16 protein-coding genes are annotated in these 18,444 nt (G+C 39.4%); 13 read left to right on the top strand and 3 right to left on the bottom strand.

All coding sequences use genetic code 11. The features are described from left to right. Positions 1-359 precede the first annotated feature (359 nt). Positions 360-3,068 (top strand): tetratricopeptide repeat protein, encoded by a 2,709-nt coding sequence (locus tag DXB43_RS09670; RefSeq protein WP_117842036.1) that lies wholly within the window; start codon positions 360-362, stop codon positions 3,066-3,068. Here DXB43_RS09670 and DXB43_RS09665 read toward each other — a convergent pair. Next, complete coding sequence (locus DXB43_RS09665; RefSeq protein ID WP_117842035.1) at positions 3,063-3,608, bottom strand: histidine phosphatase family protein; 546 nt, start codon at positions 3,606-3,608, stop codon at positions 3,063-3,065. The genes DXB43_RS09670 and DXB43_RS09665 overlap by 6 nt on opposite strands. A gap of 1 nt (position 3,609) precedes the next feature. Further along, positions 3,610-4,569, bottom strand: coding sequence for a hypothetical protein (locus DXB43_RS09660; RefSeq protein ID WP_117842034.1), 960 nt, complete (start codon positions 4,567-4,569; stop codon positions 3,610-3,612). A gap of 444 nt (positions 4,570-5,013) precedes the next feature. On the opposite strand from DXB43_RS09660, the gene DXB43_RS15305 reads away from it, so the two are divergent. Then, positions 5,014-5,163 (top strand): hypothetical protein, encoded by a 150-nt coding sequence (locus tag DXB43_RS15305; protein WP_022243978.1) that lies wholly within the window; start codon positions 5,014-5,016, stop codon positions 5,161-5,163. Between the two features lie 109 nt (positions 5,164-5,272). On the opposite strand, the gene DXB43_RS09655 is transcribed toward DXB43_RS15305, so the two are convergent. Then, positions 5,273-6,211 carry a tyrosine-type recombinase/integrase gene (locus tag DXB43_RS09655; protein WP_117947448.1) on the bottom strand — a complete coding sequence of 313 codons (939 nt, stop codon included), beginning with the start codon at positions 6,209-6,211 and terminating at the stop codon, positions 5,273-5,275. Positions 6,212-6,389: 178 nt separating this feature from the next. On the opposite strand from DXB43_RS09655, the gene DXB43_RS09650 reads away from it, so the two are divergent. The 11 genes from DXB43_RS09650 to DXB43_RS09600 all read left to right on the top strand — a co-directional run bounded on the left by DXB43_RS09650 (position 6,390) and on the right by DXB43_RS09600 (position 18,441). Then, a complete protein-coding gene (locus tag DXB43_RS09650) occupies positions 6,390-6,749 on the top strand; it encodes an ArsR/SmtB family transcription factor (RefSeq protein ID WP_117698030.1) in 360 nt (119 codons plus the stop codon). Between the two features lie 13 nt (positions 6,750-6,762). Next, positions 6,763-6,981, top strand: coding sequence for a cation transporter (locus DXB43_RS09645; RefSeq protein WP_117947447.1), 219 nt, complete (start codon positions 6,763-6,765; stop codon positions 6,979-6,981). 10 nt (positions 6,982-6,991) lie between these two features. Then, positions 6,992-8,866 (top strand): heavy metal translocating P-type ATPase, encoded by a 1,875-nt coding sequence (locus DXB43_RS09640; RefSeq protein ID WP_117947446.1) that lies wholly within the window; start codon positions 6,992-6,994, stop codon positions 8,864-8,866. Between the two features lie 189 nt (positions 8,867-9,055). Further along, positions 9,056-9,754, top strand: a complete 699-nt coding sequence (locus tag DXB43_RS09635; RefSeq protein WP_117698032.1) for an ABC transporter ATP-binding protein — start codon at positions 9,056-9,058, stop codon at positions 9,752-9,754. 14 nt (positions 9,755-9,768) lie between these two features. After that, positions 9,769-12,024 carry an ABC transporter permease gene (locus DXB43_RS09630; protein ID WP_117947455.1) on the top strand — a complete coding sequence of 752 codons (2,256 nt, stop codon included), beginning with the start codon at positions 9,769-9,771 and terminating at the stop codon, positions 12,022-12,024. A 216-nt stretch (positions 12,025-12,240) separates the two neighbouring features. Beyond that, entirely contained in the window at positions 12,241-12,858 is a 618-nt protein-coding gene (locus DXB43_RS09625; RefSeq protein WP_117842031.1) for a DUF3793 family protein, read from the top strand. A 12-nt stretch (positions 12,859-12,870) separates the two neighbouring features. Beyond that, a complete protein-coding gene (locus tag DXB43_RS09620; RefSeq protein WP_022243985.1) occupies positions 12,871-13,302 on the top strand; it encodes a flavodoxin in 432 nt (143 codons plus the stop codon). 149 nt (positions 13,303-13,451) lie between these two features. Further along, the gene (locus DXB43_RS09615; protein WP_117842030.1) at positions 13,452-14,735 is read left to right on the top strand and encodes a M14 family metallopeptidase; all 1,284 of its coding nucleotides are present in this window, start codon (positions 13,452-13,454) and stop codon (positions 14,733-14,735) included. A 53-nt stretch (positions 14,736-14,788) separates the two neighbouring features. Next, positions 14,789-15,739 (top strand): leucine-rich repeat domain-containing protein, encoded by a 951-nt coding sequence (locus DXB43_RS09610; protein WP_117947445.1) that lies wholly within the window; start codon positions 14,789-14,791, stop codon positions 15,737-15,739. A 48-nt stretch (positions 15,740-15,787) separates the two neighbouring features. Continuing rightward, entirely contained in the window at positions 15,788-17,083 is a 1,296-nt protein-coding gene (locus DXB43_RS09605; protein WP_022243988.1) for a vWA domain-containing protein, read from the top strand. Between the two features lie 29 nt (positions 17,084-17,112). Continuing rightward, entirely contained in the window at positions 17,113-18,441 is a 1,329-nt protein-coding gene (locus DXB43_RS09600) for an AAA family ATPase (protein WP_117842028.1), read from the top strand. Positions 18,442-18,444 lie beyond the last annotated feature (3 nt).

Raw genomic sequence — 18,444 nt, 5'->3', positions numbered from 1 at the left:
AATTCAAATATGTTGGAATTCTCCAACAGTTATCCCCATTTGAGACTAAACTAAAATACATAGGTAGTGTAACTGATGCTGTGAAATATAGTTCAGTGTTTATTTGTGTATTTGGAAAATTTGTATTCAATAATAGCCAGATGAGTGGAGAGAAATCGTTGAGGGGTCTGGTTGATATGAAAATGATGGATAATCCGGTATTATCTGTTGAATTTCATAGAGCTGCTAGATAATAAGAATTTTTTCTTTGTGTTGTTTTAGATGTGGGTGTTATGCCGAGCAATAAGGATGTAAACAATTGTAAATTATCCAAATATGTAGGATGTGTGTCTTTGCTTTAGAAGGTAGAGGAATTGAAAATGATAACAGTTGATAAAGGAACTGAATTTGAAAGTAATGTATGTCAAATATTGTATACCACAAATCCTTATTCCATTTCTCATTATGATGGGGGACCAGATCGCGGAAGGGATATATTATTACAATATAAAATCGGGACAATGATTTATGATGTTATTGTCGAATGTAAATGTTATGCTCAGTCTGTAAATAAAGAAAATATAATGTCAAGTCTAGACTGGGCAAAAATCCACCGACCTGCATTATTATATTTATGGATTAAACCTTACTTAACGCCTTCCACTAAAGATTATATTAATTTATTTTGCAAAGAATATGGCATTTCAGTTTTATTTGAAGAAGAATTAAATATAGAAAAATATAATGAAGAATTAGAAAAAGAAAAATCAGATATTTTAGTTAATTTAAAGGAACGTATTATAGATTCGTTAAAAAATTCAAACCATACGAATTTAGTAGAATTAGAATACGATAATCAAATTGTATATACAGATCACTATCTTGCGGATCGTGAATGGGAAAGAAATATTTTAATGGGGAACGACTATTTAGCTTATTATATTCAAGGAGTTTCTGCATGTGGAAAGACACAATTATTAAAAAATATAGCTTATGTATATAACCAAAATGGAGAAAATATTTTTTGGCATACTATTTATGATGAAGAAAGTGAACGGCAAATCAGTTCCTTTTTCTTTTCTTTATCTCACTTTTTTGAAATACACTACAATGATTGCAATCTAAAAAATTATTTACAGAACCATGGTTTTTATTTATCAAATGAATTAATAAGCATATTAATGTATTTGTTAAAGCTTTTTCGTCCGATTATTATAATAGATAATGTTCATAAATGTTCTTTCGAGAATATGATTTTAAAAAATACATTTGAAACTATTATAACGGCTAAAACAAATAGAATTTATTTTATTGGTTGGTTTAATATTTTTCCTAAAACAGTTAACATTAAAAACAATCTAAGAATATTGGTACTAGAGGGCTTAGAAGAGAAGGATCTTGATTCAATAATTATTCATCATATTGGGATATCAAGGAAAGATATTGCGGCTTTAATCAAAAATCAGTATAATGGTCTGCCTGGTTATGCCATATTGGTAGATAGTCAAACAAACCAAAACAATCTTGAATCAAATGATACATACTTGCATGGCTTTATAGATTATTTAAGCCCAAGTGAGAAAAGGGTATTGTTTATTTTGACTTATGCATCATTGCCAATTGAAAAAAAATACTTTTCTAAATTGAATTTACTTGAAAACTTATCACAGTTAGTGGAAAAAAGATTAGTTGAGAATAGAGGGAATAGTTATCATGTTCACGACAAATATAAACCATTTTTTAAAAGTTATACTTTGAATAATGAAGATTTTCAAGAAATTATAAATGATCTTACAATAATATCTGAAACCGAGATTGATATTGTATTGGACATTATTAGCATATACAATGAGCATAAGCTACTACAAAATGCATACTGTTTTTTGGAAAAATCATTTCCTAGACTTTTACATCATCAGCTGATTAAGAAAACATTAAAACTTGTTCAACAAATGGAAGAAATTTCGACTGACAATGAGTATTTAATAGAATTATGTAAAATGAAAATAATTTTATTAGAGCGGCTGTCGCAATATGATTTATGTGTTCAATATCTGACAATAATAGAAAAGGATATTGATTTTTGTTCTTTACAATGGGAAAGCATATATTATGTTCAATTAAGGTGCTTCTATTTTTGTGATTTATATGACAAATTATTACTCTCATTTTATGATAACAGAAAATATATTTTTGAACAGATGAAAGAAGAACTTCGAATACAAATTCTGCTTCTTATAGGAAGAGTTTACTATATTAGAGGAGATTTGGAAACTTCTCTCACGATATATTTGCTTAGTTATCAATTTGCGATTTCTAATAATAATACTTCTTTAGCAGTAAAAACAATACATAGAATTGCGATGATAGAATGTTGCAAAGGATTATATCCAGAAAGTAAAAACACCTTTTTAAAAATAGCGGAATTGGAAACACTAATAACCCCAAAGCGAAAATCGTTTGCATATTATCGTATTGCTAAATGTTGCTTTGCATTGGATGAGTTAGATGAGAGTATAGACTATTTACAAAAAAGTATTTCGATTAAAGAGTCTTATAACGATAAACGAGGAATTATGTATGCGTATAAATTAATGGCTAACGTATATTTTAAAAGACATGAATTTGTGGATGCGATATTTTATATAGAACAGGCACAGAATATTGCAAAAGAACTTGGATTAGCTAAAGAAGTAGTAGCTGTCAATTTGACTTTAGTTAAAAATATAATGAAATATGAGATAAATTATAAAGAAATCAATATCGAAGAATTATTATATGATTGTTTATGTATTGCATCAAATGAAAAGTTGCTTTTTCGAATTGATACCATTGTTCGCCTATCAGAAGGAACCTATACTGATTTACATAATGAATCAAAAAAGCAGTATGAATTGACTAAACAATTCTTAGAACGTAGTGTATTAGAACAATGTGATATATACAGCAAATATTTATCTAAGCACATAAAAAATTTATTTGAGCGGTTACATAATAATAATAAAGCTATTACATCTACCTTGCTAATAGAAGCAGGCATCATAACTTCGGAGCTAAAAAATTTGAGAATAAATGTAGATGATTTATAATAATTTCTGAACTAATCCATTAGGATATTTAGGAATATCTTCGAACTGCTTATCCTTTATAATAGCAGTTAACATTCTTAATGCTTGATTATGTGAACAAATTATAATATTATTTTTTAAAAGCATTTTTTCTATAGAATGTGAGAAAGAGGTAATTCTAAATTTGAATTCATCAAAACTTTCTCCCATAGGAGGTGTCATATATTCTTTAAAATGCCCATTAAAAAAGTAATCTGGATATTCTTTAAATAATTCGCATCGTTTTTTACCTTCCAGAATCCCCATATTTCTTTCAATAATACGCGAATCTGTAGAAGAAGAGATTTGAAGCCCGGATTGCGTTTGTAGTATTTTTCCTGTTAAGACACATCGATTTAATGGTGAAGAGATCAGTATATATGATTCCAACTGACTTTCTTTGCTTAAAATGGAGTAGTTAACAGAGTACTCTAGTAGCGGGCAATCCGTTTGCCCGCTAACAATATTTTTTTCATTAAATAACGTCTTACAATGTCTAAGAACATATAATTTCTTTTTCATGTTAAATTTTTAAGTTGAACACAGGTGTTAGCTTGTCAACAATAACTCCTTTTTTATATTCGTTGCACCATTTATAGGCAGAATCGCCTCTATAATAAAAAGGCATATCAATAATATTATTGGTCAACATCTTTGATTTGTTGGTATATGTCACTATATAATTATTAGCAGACCCATTACATTTTTCGGAACTGATAACAGAAGATAATGCATATCCCCCGCCATGAGGAGCACAAAACAATATTTTATTAGGGGATATTTCAACTGGTTCATTTATATTAGTTATAGGTAAATCTTCTTCTGGCGATAACATAATTGGGCACATAAAAGGAAGATTATCTGCATATGCTCCTAGGAGGATTGTTCCCATATCCATAAAGCCTTCATGCGTACGATGAAATAAGATTTGTGCTTCAGGAAACAATTCTTTTAAAATTAGTTCACGGTAATACATAGACTTTTTTTCAAAATACAAATATTTATTATAATATAAAGAGGCGTCATCATTTTTTAAAAAATGAAAAGGTGTGCCTAAGATATCAATGCTGCAAACCTTTGCCATTAAATCGTCATTTTTTTCGCTATATAAGGACTTTTTTGCAAAAGAGAAAGAACCATGTATTAAGAAGTAATATGTATTTTTCTTTGCGTTATAATAAAGTCCAAAGAAATGATTACGCTTATTAAAATCATTTGGATTAATATCATCATATGAATTTATAATCTCTAAATATTTTTTTTGGATTTGTTCAATATCGTAATCCTGATTTGGGACTTCTGCAAAAATAATACCACAACAATTTGGCCGAAAATCAATTGGTATAAATGGTATAGTCTGCCCTATATTGATAATACATCCATACGGGAACCCTGCATTCCAGCGTAGAGCGTTTCTTGTATAAGTGAAATCAGGCAATGCAATGAAAAAATTGTTTGAAATATCTAAGTCCAATTTTTCCATACAGATATTTAAACGCGTAAGCCCTATAATCCCATGTTCTTTTGCTATATTAGCAGTAGCATCTTTAGTACTTAAGTCTATAAAATGTTTTATAGATTCATTATAATATTTAATATTTTGTTTAATAGTTTATCCCTCTTTTCTATTAGCAATTAGTAACTTAAATTTTAATTTTCGGTACATGTTATAGATAATTTACAATTGTTTACATCCTTATTGCTCGGCATAACACCCACATCTAAAACAACACAAAGAAAAAAATCTTATTATCTAGCAGCTCTATGAAATTCAACAGATAATACCGGATTATCCATCATTTCAAGCCATAACAATCCATAATTAACAATTCCAAACGGCACTCGTTTAAATTCCACTATCCTCATCTGTCATTTCGTGTTACAATAATTTCGCACAGAAAAATCCACATGAGAGGATGTGAACATCATGTGTAATTTGAGTCAGGGAATAAAAGAAGATGGGATGGCAGAAATCTTTGCACGCATGAGCAGAAAAGGTTATTCACCAGAGCAGATTGCAGAGATGACAGATACAGACGTAAGAGAAGTAAAAGCACTCCTGCAAAGAATAAAATAGAAATATAATATAGAAATATAATATAGAATAAATATCCCCCCTAAAAGGACTGTTAGAAAGGCAAAAACACCGTAAAAATACTGCCAATTCTAACAGTCCTTTTTATCTTTTACCCCACCCTGAAATCCTTCCTCGGATGCTTGTTCATCAGAATGTCCCGCTGCTTTGCTGTGGAAACATGGGTGTAGATTTCCGTGATGTGGATGGAACTGTGACCAAGCATTTCCTGGATGTAGCGGATATCCACATCGGCTTCTAAGAGGCTGGTGGCGAAGGTGTGGCGGAACATATGCGGAGTGATGTGCATATCAATGGAAGCAAGGCTGCAGTATTTACGGATGGTTCGGCGGACGTACTGGTCGGAGAGAGGGCGTCCTGCCTGGTTGACGAAGAAGCGGTTGGTACGCTTAATATTAGGAAGGTAACATTTCCGGTATTCCAGCAGGGTGTGGACAACATCGTCATTGCCAATCTGGAGGAGCCGCTCTTTGGAACCTTTGCCGAAGATAAGCAGAGTCCGGTTGGAAAGGTTGATGTCATCCGGTGTGATGGAACACAGCTCAGAGATTCGGATGCCGGTGGCGAAGAGCAGCTCGATAACAGCAGCATCCCGGAGAGCATTTTTACGCTGGAAATCGGTAGCGGCGTGGGCGTACTGGTGATAGATAGAAGATAAAAGCAGTTCAATCGTAGGAAGCGGAATGGTTTTAGGCAGAATCACCGGTTCCCGGAATTTGATATGCAATTTGTTAAAAGGGTTGGAGACAATGCGGTCGCGGTAGTCGAGGTAGTGGAAAAAGGCTTTGAGGGAGGCAAGCTTTCGTTTCACAGTTTTCGGTTTGAATTGTTCGTGAAGAGTTGCAATATAGGATTCTAATATGGCGGGAGAAAGTTCGGATATGCTGGAGAGAGAAGGAAAAGCAGCCGCAAGGCTGACACCAAACTGTGTAAGGTCGATGCGGTATGCTTTTAAGGTTTTGCCATCAAGGCGTTTCTGGGTGCGGCAGTAGGTTAAATACTGGTTCATTTCAAAGTTAAAATCATGCATAATAAATACTCCTTTGTATGTGGCAGGAGGCTGTCCTGCCTGAATATAGATATAAGAGTATATCATAGAAAAATTTTTTATAAAAATTTCCAACTTCATATTGACAATTTGAAATCCCAAGCGTATTATGAACATATGAACAAATGCTCATATGTTAAAACGACCTGGAGGTGAGAAGATGGCAATGAACGATGTAGAATGCTGCGAAGAAAACTGCATTCATGCAGAGCTTCTTAAGAAGGCACGGGAGAAGATGCCGGATGAAGATGAATTATATGATCTGGCAGAGCTTTTTAAAGTATTTGGTGATTCTACCAGAATCCGGATCCTGTTTGTATTATTTGGCTCGGAAGTATGTGTGTGTGATCTGGCAGAGACGTTGAACATGACGCAGTCAGCAGTATCCCATCAGCTTAAGATTTTAAAACAGGCGAAGCTGGTCAGCAGCAGGCGGGAAGGTAAATCCGTATTTTATTCACTGGCAGATGAACATGTAAGAACCATTATCGACCAGGGCAGAGAACATATTGAAGAATGAGGAGGATATTATAATGAAGAAAAAATTTAAATTGGAAGACTTAGACTGTGCAAACTGTGCAGCAAAAATGGAAGAAGCAATCAAGAAAATCCCGGGAGTCAATGATGCAGTAGTAAGCTTCATGACACAGAAAATGACCATCGATGCAGAAGATGAGCGTTTTGAAGAAATTATGGATGAAGTAGCCAAAACTTGTGCAAAGGTAGAACCGGACTGCCGGATTCTGCGATAGGAGATAGCTTATGACAAAGAATCAGAAAAAAATGCTGGAGCGTATTCTGGTTACGGGTGTGTTATTTGTAGCACTTCTGGTATTGGAACACGTTGGTATCTTAGAACAGATTACACAGCCAGTCCTGATTTTTATTATTTATCTTGTGCCGTATCTTCTGATTGGCTATGATATTATTTTTAAAGCGTTCCGGAATATCAGTCATGGACAGGTATTTGATGAGAACTTTCTGATGATGATTGCAACGTTTGGAGCATTTGGAGTACGGGAGTATTCCGAGGGTGTTGCAGTTATGCTGTTCTATCAGATTGGAGAACTTTTCCAGGGCTATGCCGTTGGAAAATCCAGACAGTCCATTGCAGATATGATGGACATTTGTCCGGAATATGCCAATGTGGAAGAGGATGGCAAATTAGTCCAGGTAGATCCGGATGATGTGGAAATCGACACTGTCATCGTGGTAAAACCGGGCGAGCGTATTCCGCTGGATGGAATTGTAGTAGAAGGTGAGTCCATGGTCGATACCGCGGCACTGACCGGAGAATCTGTTCCAAGAAGAGCAGCAGAAGGTGATGAAATCATCAGCGGCTGTGTCAATGGAAGCGGTACTTTAAAGGTAAAAGTAACAAAAGCATTCGAGGATTCCACAGTATCCAAGATTCTGGAACTGGTGGAGAATGCCAGCAGCAAGAAAGCAAGAGTGGAGAACTTTATCACCAGATTTGCAAAATATTACACTCCGGTTGTTACCATTGGAGCAGTAATTCTTGCAATCCTGCCACCGGTTATTTTAGGCGGCGGCTGGGCTGAGTGGATTCAGAGAGCCTGTATTTTCCTTGTTATTTCCTGCCCGTGTGCCCTTGTAATCTCAGTCCCATTGGGATTCTTCGGTGGTATCGGAGCATCTTCTAACTTAGGTGTTCTGGTAAAAGGAAGTAACTATTTAGAGGCAGTGGCTGAGATGACCACTATCGTATTTGACAAAACCGGTACACTGACCAAAGGCGAGTTCAAGGTATCTGAGGTACTTCCGGTAAATGGAAGCAAAGAGGAACTCTTAGAGCTTTCAGCCCATGTAGAAGGATATTCCAATCATCCAATTGCTAATTCCGTGCGTGAAGCCTATGGCAAAGAACTGGATATGAACCGGGTAAATGGAACGGAAGAAATTGCCGGACATGGAATTCATACATTTGTAGATAGAAAAGAAGTATGGCTTGGAAATGCCAAAATGATGGCAGCCCGGAATATTTCCTATACCGAAAACAGCAGTGCTGGAACCGTAATTTATGTTGCGGTAGATGGCGCATTTGCCGGAACCATTGTAATTTCCGATTCCATTAAGGAAGGCGTAAAAGAAGCTATCCATAGCATGAAGAAGGTAGGCGTGAAGAAATGCGTTATGCTGACCGGAGACCGTAAGGCAGCAGCACAGGCAGTAGCAGATGAACTGGGACTGGATGAAGTGCATGCAGAATTACTGCCGGGTGACAAAGTAAGTCAGGTTGAGGCACTTCTGAAAGAACAGCATGAGAAAGAAAAACTTGCATTTGTGGGAGATGGAATTAACGATGCACCGGTACTGACCAGAGCAGACATTGGAATTGCAATGGGAAGTATGGGGTCTGATGCGGCAATCGAAGCTGCAGATGTAGTTCTTATGGATGATGATGTGCGAAAGATTGCATCTCTTGTGAAGATTGCAAGAAAGACACTTTCCATCGTGCACCAGAATATCGTATTTGCACTTGGCGTAAAAGCAATTGTACTGATACTCGGTGCATTTGGTATTGCCAATATGTGGGAAGCAGTATTTGCAGATGTAGGTGTATCTGTCATTGCAATTTTAAATTCCATGCGGACACTGCGCATTGCAAAGAAATAGTATAAAGGCGTTTATTGAGAAAAAGAATCAGTAAACGCCTTTCTTTTACCAAATGGATAGGCTATACTAACGAAAGTTACAAAGAGCTAACAGACAGCTGGAAATAGTACAACATTGGGAAAGAGGGAAGCAGGAGTAACAAAATAAAAGAACTGAAAAAAGAGTCAGAAAAGAAAAAGGAGGATGAATATGTTTCTGGAGATTCAGGATTTGAAAAAAAGTTTTGGACAGGGAGAGGCAAAAACAGAAGTTTTGAAGGGAATTAATTTCTCTGTTGAAAAAGGTGAGATTTGCGTATTGTTAGGACCGTCTGGTTCCGGTAAATCAACACTTTTGAATATTATCGGAGGAATTGACAGTGCAGACAGCGGCTATATTTCCATCAATGGAGAGAAAACAGCAGATATGAACGAAAAGGCACTGACGAATTACCGCCGCCGCCATTTAGGATATGTATTTCAGATGTATAATCTGATCCCAAACCTCAATGTGAAGGAAAATATCGAGGTAGGAGCATATCTGAGTGATAAATCATTAGACATTGACGAATTGCTTAAGACACTGGGACTTTATGAGCATCGTCATAAGCTGCCAAACCAGTTATCCGGTGGACAGCAGCAGCGCACAGCCATTGGCCGTGCTATTGTAAAGAACCCGGATATTCTGCTCTGTGATGAGCCGACGGGAGCACTGGATTACAATACATCCAAAGAGATTTTGAAGCTGATTGAGGATGTAAATCAGAAATATGGAAATACCGTTATTATGGTTACCCATAATGATGCCATCAAAAACATGGCAGACCGTGTCATTAAGCTGCGTGATGGACAGATTCGAAAGGATTACACCAATGAAGTGAAGATTCCTGCACAGGAACTTGACTGGTAAAGGCGGTGATGAAAGTGAAGAGTCCATTAAGAAAACGAATTCCAAGAGAAATGAAAACAGATTTTGGAAAATATCTTGTGATTTTCCTGTTCCTGACAGCTACTATCGGATTTGTATCGGGATTTCTGGTGGCAGGAAGCAGTATGATAACTGCCTATAATGAGAGTTTTGAAAAGTACAATATTGAAGACGGCAATTTCGAATTGATGGAAGAAGCTGACGATACCCTGCTTACAGAACTGGAAAAAGAAGGCGTAACAATTTATGAGAATTACTATCTGGAAGAAGAGGTGGAAAATGGCAAGTCAGACAGTACCCTCCGTATTTTTAAACCGAGAAATGAAGTGGATAAAGTATGTCTGATGGATGGAGAAATGCCGCAGCAGGAAGATGAAATTGCAATTGACCGGATGTATGCGGACAATAATTCCTTAAAAGTAGGAGATACCATTAAAGTAGGTGGTGAGAAAAAGACCATCAGTGGTCTTGTGGCATTATCAGACTACAGTGCTCTGTTTTCCGATAGCAAGGATCTGATGTTTGATGCCATAAAATTTGGCGTTGCCATTGCCACAGAGGATGCCTTTGATGCTTATGGTACCGGAAATCTCCATTACAGCTATTCCTGGAAATATGAAAAAACTCCGGCTGATGATACGGAAGCAAAAGAGAAAGCAGAAGATTTTATGAAAGTGCTGGGCAGTAAGGCAGCAATAGCAGCATACATACCGGCATTTTCCAATCAGGCAATTCATTTTACGGGAGATGATATGGGTGGAGACAAAACAATGGTAATGACGTTGTTATATATCCTGATAGCGATTATGGCATTTGTCTTTGCAGTTACCACCAATAATACGATTACAAAAGAAGCAGCAGTCATCGGAACACTGCGTGCATCCGGCTATACCAGAGGAGAACTGCTGCGGCATTATCTGCATCTTCCGGTACTGGTGACAATCGTAGCAGCAATTATTGGAAATATACTTGGCTATACCGTATTTAAAAATATGGTAGCAGATTTGTACTATGGAAGCTATAGTCTGCCGACCTACCATACCATCTGGAATGGGGATGCGTTTATCCTGACAACGGTGATTCCGGCAATCATAATGATTGTTATAAATCTGCTTTTGATTTCTTCCAAACTGCGTATTTCACCACTGAATTTCCTGCGCAGGGATTTGGGCAGAAGAAAGCGGAAAAAAGCAGTAAAACTGCCGCATTTCAAATTCTTTAACCGGTTCCGTATCCGTATTATTTTACAGAACCGTGCGGGCTACCTGACTTTATTTATCGGTATTGCTTTTGCAGAAATTCTGTTAGTTTTCGGCATGATGATGTCACCACTTTTAGAGCATTATCAGGATGAAGTGCTGTCCCACATGCTTGCAGATTATCAGTATGTATTAAAAGCACCGGTTCCAACGGAAACAGATGGCGCAGAGACTTATCTTGCCGGTAGTTTAAAGACAATGCCGACAGAATTCAACAGCGAAGAGGTTAGCGTCTATGGCGTTGAAAAAGACAGTGCTTATGTTGATATTGATTTCCCAAAAGAAGGTGTCTACATTTCGGATAGTTATGCAGAAAAATACCGGCTCGCAGAAGGCGATACCATTGAGTTAAAGGAAACTTATGGAGATAAGAAATACAAGTTTAAGGTGGCTGGAATCTATGAGTATCCGGCAGCAGTGGCAATTTTTATGCCGGAAGAGGAATATCGGGATGTATTTGACAAAGAGGAGGATTATTTCAATGGATATTTCTCCGATAAGAAGATTACCGATATTGAGGATGCCTATATCATGACGACCATTACAGAAGATGACCTCACCAAGGTATCAAGACAGCTTGATGTATCTATGGGCGGCATGTTCTATCTGATGAATGTATTTTCTGTTGCACTGGCAGCAATCCTTATTTACCTGATGACAAAGCTGATTATCGAGCAGAATGCTTCATCCATATCCATGGTTAAGATATTGGGTTACAACACCCGAGAAATCGGGAAATTATATCTGACAGCCACCACCTGGATTGTGGTGATATCCGTTATCCTGGGTGAAGCAATTGCTACCGAGACCATTAATGTCATCTACCGGGCAATGATGAGTGATTACTCCGGCTGGCTGAGCATCTACTATGACCCGAACATCTACTGGAAGATACTGCTTATGGTGCTGGCAGCATACTTCGTAGTGGCATTGTTCTGCCTTCGGAAGATTCGGAAGATACCGATGGACGAAGCTTTGAAGAATGTAGAGTAGAACTTGAAAATGTAATATTGCAGCGAAACTGCTGGTATTTTTATACAAGTATATTTTCATCCCACCCAGCCAAACTAAAACCATATCAAACTAACTGAAATTCTTAATATGATAAAGAATTCTCACCACGCACATTTTATGTTGACAACAGAAATGTAATTAGTTATGATAAACACAAGTTAGGAATAGCTAACTAGAGCGAAAGGAAAAGAAGATATGAGTACAGAAATTCTGGAAATTGTACAACAGATGGATTTACACAATGCAGAGACGCAGTTAGCGTTACAATGTGCCCCATTGATCGCAGGAGTAAAGATATCCAATCTCTTAGTCGTTTCAACAGGCATGGAGGATGCGGTAAAACAGTGCCTGAGAAAATCCGGAATTTCATTCCTGCTACTGCTCAGGACCAGGGAAAAAGCTCGTTACCTTCTTTTCCGGAAGAAACCGTTGGAGGCGTATCTGATGCGTAAAGAGATACGGGAGCTGTTGCAGGAGTCCGGTTATCAGGACTTTACGCTCGGAAATATTCTCAGCACGTTTCAGAAACGTTACCAGGGTTATATGTGCGGCGAGCCGGGCTTCCCTCATGAGATGGGAGTACTGCTTGGCTATCCGGTAGAAGATGTAAGAGGATTTATGGAACAGAATGGACAGAATGCACTCTATCAGGGTTACTGGAAAGTGTACGCACATGTTCCGGAAAAGAAACGTCTTTTCGCACGCTATGATATGGAAAAAGAGACCATCATCCAGCTTCTCTCCAATGGAGTGGGAATGCGGGACATCATTGGTATTTATAATGACAGCATGCCGCAGAAAGCGGCTGTTTAGGAGGTAGAAAAAATGAGTAAGATTCAGGTAGTTTATTGGACACAGTCAGGAAACACACAGGCAATGGCTGAGGCTGTTGGAAGAGGAATTGAAGCAGCTGGCAAAGAAGCAGAGGTTGTTGATGTAAGTACAGCTGATATGGATGCATTAAAAGCTTCTTCCGTATTTGCAATGGGATGTCCTGCAATGGGTGCAGAAGTCTTAGAAGAAGGCGAGATGGAGCCATTCGTTGAAGAAGTAGAAGGCTTTGCAGCAGGAAAGAAAATCGCATTATTCGGTTCTTACGGATGGGGCGATGGACAGTGGATGCGTGACTGGGTAGACCGTATGACAAGCGCAGGAGCAACCGTTGTAAATGGTGAAGGTGTGATTTGTCAGGAAGCACCGGATGACGATGCAGTCGCTGCATGCGAAAGTTTAGGCAAACAGTTAGCAGGAATGTAAATTCCAAAAACAAAAACATTTCCGTAGGGTACAAACAAATTGTATTATATATCATAACCAGAAGAAGTCTTGCAGAAAACTGCAAGGCTTTTTCACATTTTATAAACAGCTGCATATACTGATAAGAAGGACTGGAAACAGGTGAAAGAATGAAAGTATTGAATCCGGGAGAACGCTCCGTGCTGGTACAGTATGTGCAGCTGGCATTAAACCGTGCGGGATATGATATAAGGAAAGATGGAATTTTGGGAGAGAATACCTGCAGGGCATTGCGGCAGTTTTTAAGGAAAAAGAGCGGGGAAGAATTTAACTGTAAAATAGATGATGTAGTATGGGGGAAGCTTTTTCCCTATTTAAAAGGATATACGATGCATGAAATAAAATCCGGTGATACATTATGGGGTATTGCGGCAAATTATGACACCAGTGTATCAGTGATTATGACAGCCAATCCAACAGTAAATCCGCTGGCACTGCGGACCGGAAGTATTCTTGCAATTCCATTCTCTTTTTCGCTTGTAGCAGAAGATGTGGCTTACACTTCTTATCTCAATGACTGGATATTGGAAGGGCTTACGGTACGCTATCCGTTCTTGGTTCAGGGAAATATTGGAAAAAGTGCGATGGGAAAGGAAATTCCCTATCTTCGGATTGGAACAGGAGAGCGGGAAGTCTTTTACAGTGGAGCATATCATGCCAACGAATGGATTACCACACCGGTCCTGCTTAAATTTGCGGAAGAATATGCCCATGCATTTGCAGCGGGACGCATGCTTTATACTGTGCAGGCAGCGTGGCTTTTTTATGGATTTTCCCTGTATCTTGTTCCCATGGTAAACCCGGATGGTGTGGATTTAGTGAATGGAGTATTAGAAGAGGGTGCATCCTTAGAAGAGGCAGAGCGCATTGCAGCTGATTATCCGAAGATTCCATTTCCGGATGGATGGAAAGCTAATATAGAAGGAATTGATTTGAATCTGCAATTTCCGGCGGGCTGGGAAAATGCCAGAAACATTAAATTTGCCATGGGATTTACAACACCGGCACCAAGAGATTATGTGGGAGAGGCTCCCCTTGTGGCACCGGAAAGCCGCAGTGTCTATGAATTTACAAGAGCCCATAATTTTTCGTTAATTCTGGCATATCATGCCCAGGGCGAAGTGATTTACTGGCGGTATCTTGACTATGAACCGGCAGATTCCAGAAGAATTGCAGAATATTTTGGCGAGGTCAGCGGATACCGGGTGGAAGAGACGCCCTCTACATCTGGTTATGCCGGTTTCAAAGACTGGTTTATTCAGGAATACAATCGTCCCGGTTATACCATTGAGGTGGGAATGGGGGTAAGCCCGCTTCCAATGAGTCAGTTTGCCGGAATCTATGAAGATAACCGTCTGATTTTAGAAGGCGGAATGACGGAACTTGTGCGATAACCGGGGATGTGTTATATTGTAGCAGAGAAAAGTTGAGGAAACTGGAGCGTAAGATGAACACAGCATACAGCTATGAGATACAGCCGCTGGATGAACATTCCATAAGCATAGAGCGTGTATATGGGACGACACCGGTTGTTGTAATTCCAGATCAGATAGATGGATTCACAGTAAAGAGAATAGGCGCATATTGTTTTTCGGAAAGCAAACATGTTCCAGCAGATGCCGTTACCATCGGCGAAGTGGACAGTTTTATGAAAGCATTATGCGGAAATGATATCGAAGAAATTTCTTTGCCGGATTCCGTGGAACAAATCGGGAATCTGGCATTTTATAATTGCCGCAAATTACGAACACTTACCTTGGGGCGTTTCTTAAAAGAATTAGGAAGCGATGCCTTTATGAACTGCCGGAGCTTAAAGCGGCTGGTGCTTCGTTCTTCCATGGAAGAAGCCAGTGGCGCACAGCTTATCTTAAATCAGGTTCGGGCTGATTTGGAAGTGGAATTTAAGGAAGCCTTATTTTTCTATCCGGAATATTACGATTCCTATGAAGAAATCGGACCGGCACATATATTTGCACTGAATATTGCGGGGGAAGGTTTCCGGGCAAGACAGTGTTTTCATGAGCGGATGGTAGATGCAGCCGCATACGATATGATATTTGAGAGGATCTGCATTGAGGAGAAGATGTGGACTGCAGCCAGAATGGCACTTTGCAGACTGGCATATCCGGTGGAATTAAAGGAAGAAGCCCGTGAACGTTATCTTTCTTATTTAAAAGAACATGCCAGTGAGGTATGCGATGTTTTGATTCAGAAAAAAGATTTAGCATTATTAGAGTTGATATGCCGGCTTCAGGTGATGGAGCGGAGTGGAATCACTGCATTAATCGAGCAGGCGGCAGAAGCTGGCTGGGCCGAAGGCAGTGTCAGCTTAAGCAGCTGGCAGCAGAAATATTATAAGGAAGAAGCAGCTTCTTCCTGTTATGATATTGAGTGGTAAAAACAGCAGAAAATCAAGAAAATATGCAGTGGCAGAAAGGAGCAGAAGATGGCGCATATTAAGACCCAGACCGAATGGGAAAATGATATGTCTGTAAAAATCTTGCAGCATGCAAGAAGTGAAATCTATCTGGATTTGCGATATCTTGATGTGGCACTTTCTGCATTGAAGCCTCAGGCAATGGAAGGCTTAGAGACAATGGCTACGGACGGAGAGAGTCTCTTTTTCTCAGCAGGACAGGTAATACGCGTATTCCGGAATAATCCGGCATTTATGAACCGGGCGTACCTGCACACGATATTGCACTGTATTTTTTCACACTTATTTTTAAAAGGAAACAGAGATACGAAGCTTTGGAATCTTGCCTGCGATATTGTAGTGGAGCAGACCATTGACGGCATGGACAAGCCCTGTACCAGGCGCGCATTAAGCTTTCTGCGGCAGCAGACCTATGAAGCGTTGAAGGGTGAGGGGCGGATTTCTGCAGCAGTGGTATACCGCTGGCTGCGGGGAAAATCCATGGAAGAGCTTCTTACCTTAAATCATGAATTTTATACGGATGACCACCGTTTCTGGAAAGAGGAAACCGGCAATGGCGCGGCATCTGCAGCCAGAAATAAATGGAATAAGATAGCAAGGCAGACCAGTATGGCAAAGAAGCGGCATGGAGATGAGCCGGAAAAGGGAGAAGAACTTCTGATGACACAGATCAGTGCTGCGAAAAGCCGCCGGAGTTATAAGGAATTTTTACAGAAATTTTCCATACTACAGGAAGAATTAAAATGCAATCCCGATGAGTATGATTTGAATTATTATACCTATGGGCTGCGGCTTTATAAGAATATGCCCCTGATAGAACCGGTGGAGAGCCGGGAAGTAAAGAAAATCCGGGAATTTGTAGTGGTGGTAGACACCAGTTATTCCACCAGCGGCAGTTTAATCAAAGGCTTTTTAAATGAGACATTTGGCATTTTATCCCAGCAGAACAGCTTCTTTCGAAGATGCAGAATTCGGATTATCCAGTGCGATGATAAAGTGGAAATGGATGAGGTAATCAGCAGTCAGGAAGAAATGGAGCGACTGCTAAAAAGCTTTCAGGTAGTGGGCGGCGGAAATACAGATTTTCGACCGGCGTTTACTTATGTAAACCAACTAATCAAAGAAGGAAGTATCCGGCATCTGGATGGACTCTTGTACTTTACCGATGGCAAGGGCATTTATCCGGTAAAGAAGCCGGAATATAAGACCGCATTTTTATTCTTGGGAGCCTATGATGAGACGGCAGTACCGCCATGGGCAATGCGGCTGCAGCTGGAGCCGGAAGAGCTGGAACAGAATGCATGAGAGAAATAATATAGATTGGAAGAAAACAGATGAATATCAAACAGGCAAAGGAAGAAATCAAACATACCGTAACAGCATATTTGAAAAAGGATGATGAGGGCAGATATAAGATTCCTCTGATTCGTCAGAGACCGGTCTTATTAATGGGACCGCCGGGAATCGGCAAGACCCAGATTATGGAGCAGATTGCAGAGGAGTGCAAAATCGGACTGGTAGCATATACGATTACCCATCATACCAGACAGAGTGCAGTGGGACTTCCTTTTATCAAAGAAATGGAATTTGCAGGCAAAGAGTATTCCATAACGGAATATACCATGAGTGAGATTATTGCCAGCGTATACCGGAAAATCCAGGAAGGCTGTCCGGAAGGAATCCTTTTCATTGATGAGATTAACTGTGTGTCTGAGACACTGGCACCGACCATGCTGCAGTTTTTGCAGTGCAAGACCTTTGGTAATCAGGCAGTGCCGGAGGGCTGGATTATTGTTGCAGCAGGCAATCCGCCGGAATACAATAAATCGGTGCGGGAATTTGATATGGTAACCTTGGACCGTGTCCGCTGTATGCAGGTAGAGGCAGACCTTGGTGTTTGGAAAGCTTATGCCAGATCAAGACATATCCATGGTGCAATTTTAAGCTATCTTGAGCTTCGTCCAAAGAATTTCTACCGGGTGGAAGCAGATGTAGACGGCTTGCAGTTTGTCACAGCAAGAGGCTGGGAGGACTTAAGCATTTTGATGCAGACCTATGAAGAAATGGGGCTTCCGGTAGATGAAACCGTTGTAGGAGAATTTTTACACCATAAGGATGTGGCAGAGGATGCGGCAGCATATTTTGATTTATACCAGAAATATAAGGATGACTATGGAATTCCGTTAATATTGGAAGGAAAGATTCGGCCGGAAGTATTTGCCCGGATTTATGATGCAGCTTTTGATGAAAGACTCAGCGTGGTCAATCTTTTGTTGGACGGATTACAGAATCTGTTCCGAAGCTATGGAAAAGAAAAGGCTAAGACAGACCGCGACTTTGCAGCCTTGAAAGAGTACCGTAATTCCGAAGGGGCAAAGAAAGAAGTTTTTGAGGAAAAAAAGGCAGCCTTTGATATCCAGAGAAAGACATTAGAAACAATCGAAGAAAAGACCGCAGCAGCCTTAGAGCATGCGTTTGATTTTATGGAGCAGGCATTTGAGGGCGGTCAGGAAATGGTGGTATTTGTAACAGACCTTGCTACCGTGGCAGAATCCGCAAGATTCTTAGCCGAGCACAACTGCGACCGCTATTTACAGTATAATCAGGAGCTGCTGATTGGAAGCAAGCGGGCAGAGCTTTTAGCCGAGCTGAACCGGGACTAGTTG

Source organism: Roseburia sp. OM04-10BH, assembly GCF_003462605.1.
GTDB lineage: Bacteria > Bacillota > Clostridia > Lachnospirales > Lachnospiraceae > Roseburia_C > Roseburia_C amylophila.
The sequence above is the reverse complement of the archived record's forward strand: the minus strand, read 5'-3'. Positions and strand labels throughout refer to the sequence as shown.

Coding starts and splice junctions, on each gene's coding strand:
- DXB43_RS09600 (WP_117842028.1), top strand. CDS start 17,113: ATGAATATCAAACAGGCAAAGGAAGAAATCAAACATACCGTAACAGCA.
- DXB43_RS09665 (WP_117842035.1), bottom strand. CDS start 3,608: ATGAAAAAGAAATTATATGTTCTTAGACATTGTAAGACGTTATTTAAT.
- DXB43_RS09605 (WP_022243988.1), top strand. CDS start 15,788: ATGGCGCATATTAAGACCCAGACCGAATGGGAAAATGATATGTCTGTA.
- DXB43_RS09660 (WP_117842034.1), bottom strand. CDS start 4,569: ATGGAAAAATTGGACTTAGATATTTCAAACAATTTTTTCATTGCATTG.
- DXB43_RS09650 (WP_117698030.1), top strand. CDS start 6,390: ATGGCAATGAACGATGTAGAATGCTGCGAAGAAAACTGCATTCATGCA.
- DXB43_RS09615 (WP_117842030.1), top strand. CDS start 13,452: ATGAAAGTATTGAATCCGGGAGAACGCTCCGTGCTGGTACAGTATGTG.
- DXB43_RS09670 (WP_117842036.1), top strand. CDS start 360: ATGATAACAGTTGATAAAGGAACTGAATTTGAAAGTAATGTATGTCAA.
- DXB43_RS09610 (WP_117947445.1), top strand. CDS start 14,789: ATGAACACAGCATACAGCTATGAGATACAGCCGCTGGATGAACATTCC.
- DXB43_RS09655 (WP_117947448.1), bottom strand. CDS start 6,211: ATGCATGATTTTAACTTTGAAATGAACCAGTATTTAACCTACTGCCGC.
- DXB43_RS09635 (WP_117698032.1), top strand. CDS start 9,056: ATGTTTCTGGAGATTCAGGATTTGAAAAAAAGTTTTGGACAGGGAGAG.
- DXB43_RS09620 (WP_022243985.1), top strand. CDS start 12,871: ATGAGTAAGATTCAGGTAGTTTATTGGACACAGTCAGGAAACACACAG.
- DXB43_RS09645 (WP_117947447.1), top strand. CDS start 6,763: ATGAAGAAAAAATTTAAATTGGAAGACTTAGACTGTGCAAACTGTGCA.
- DXB43_RS09640 (WP_117947446.1), top strand. CDS start 6,992: ATGACAAAGAATCAGAAAAAAATGCTGGAGCGTATTCTGGTTACGGGT.
- DXB43_RS09625 (WP_117842031.1), top strand. CDS start 12,241: ATGAGTACAGAAATTCTGGAAATTGTACAACAGATGGATTTACACAAT.
- DXB43_RS15305 (WP_022243978.1), top strand. CDS start 5,014: ATGTGTAATTTGAGTCAGGGAATAAAAGAAGATGGGATGGCAGAAATC.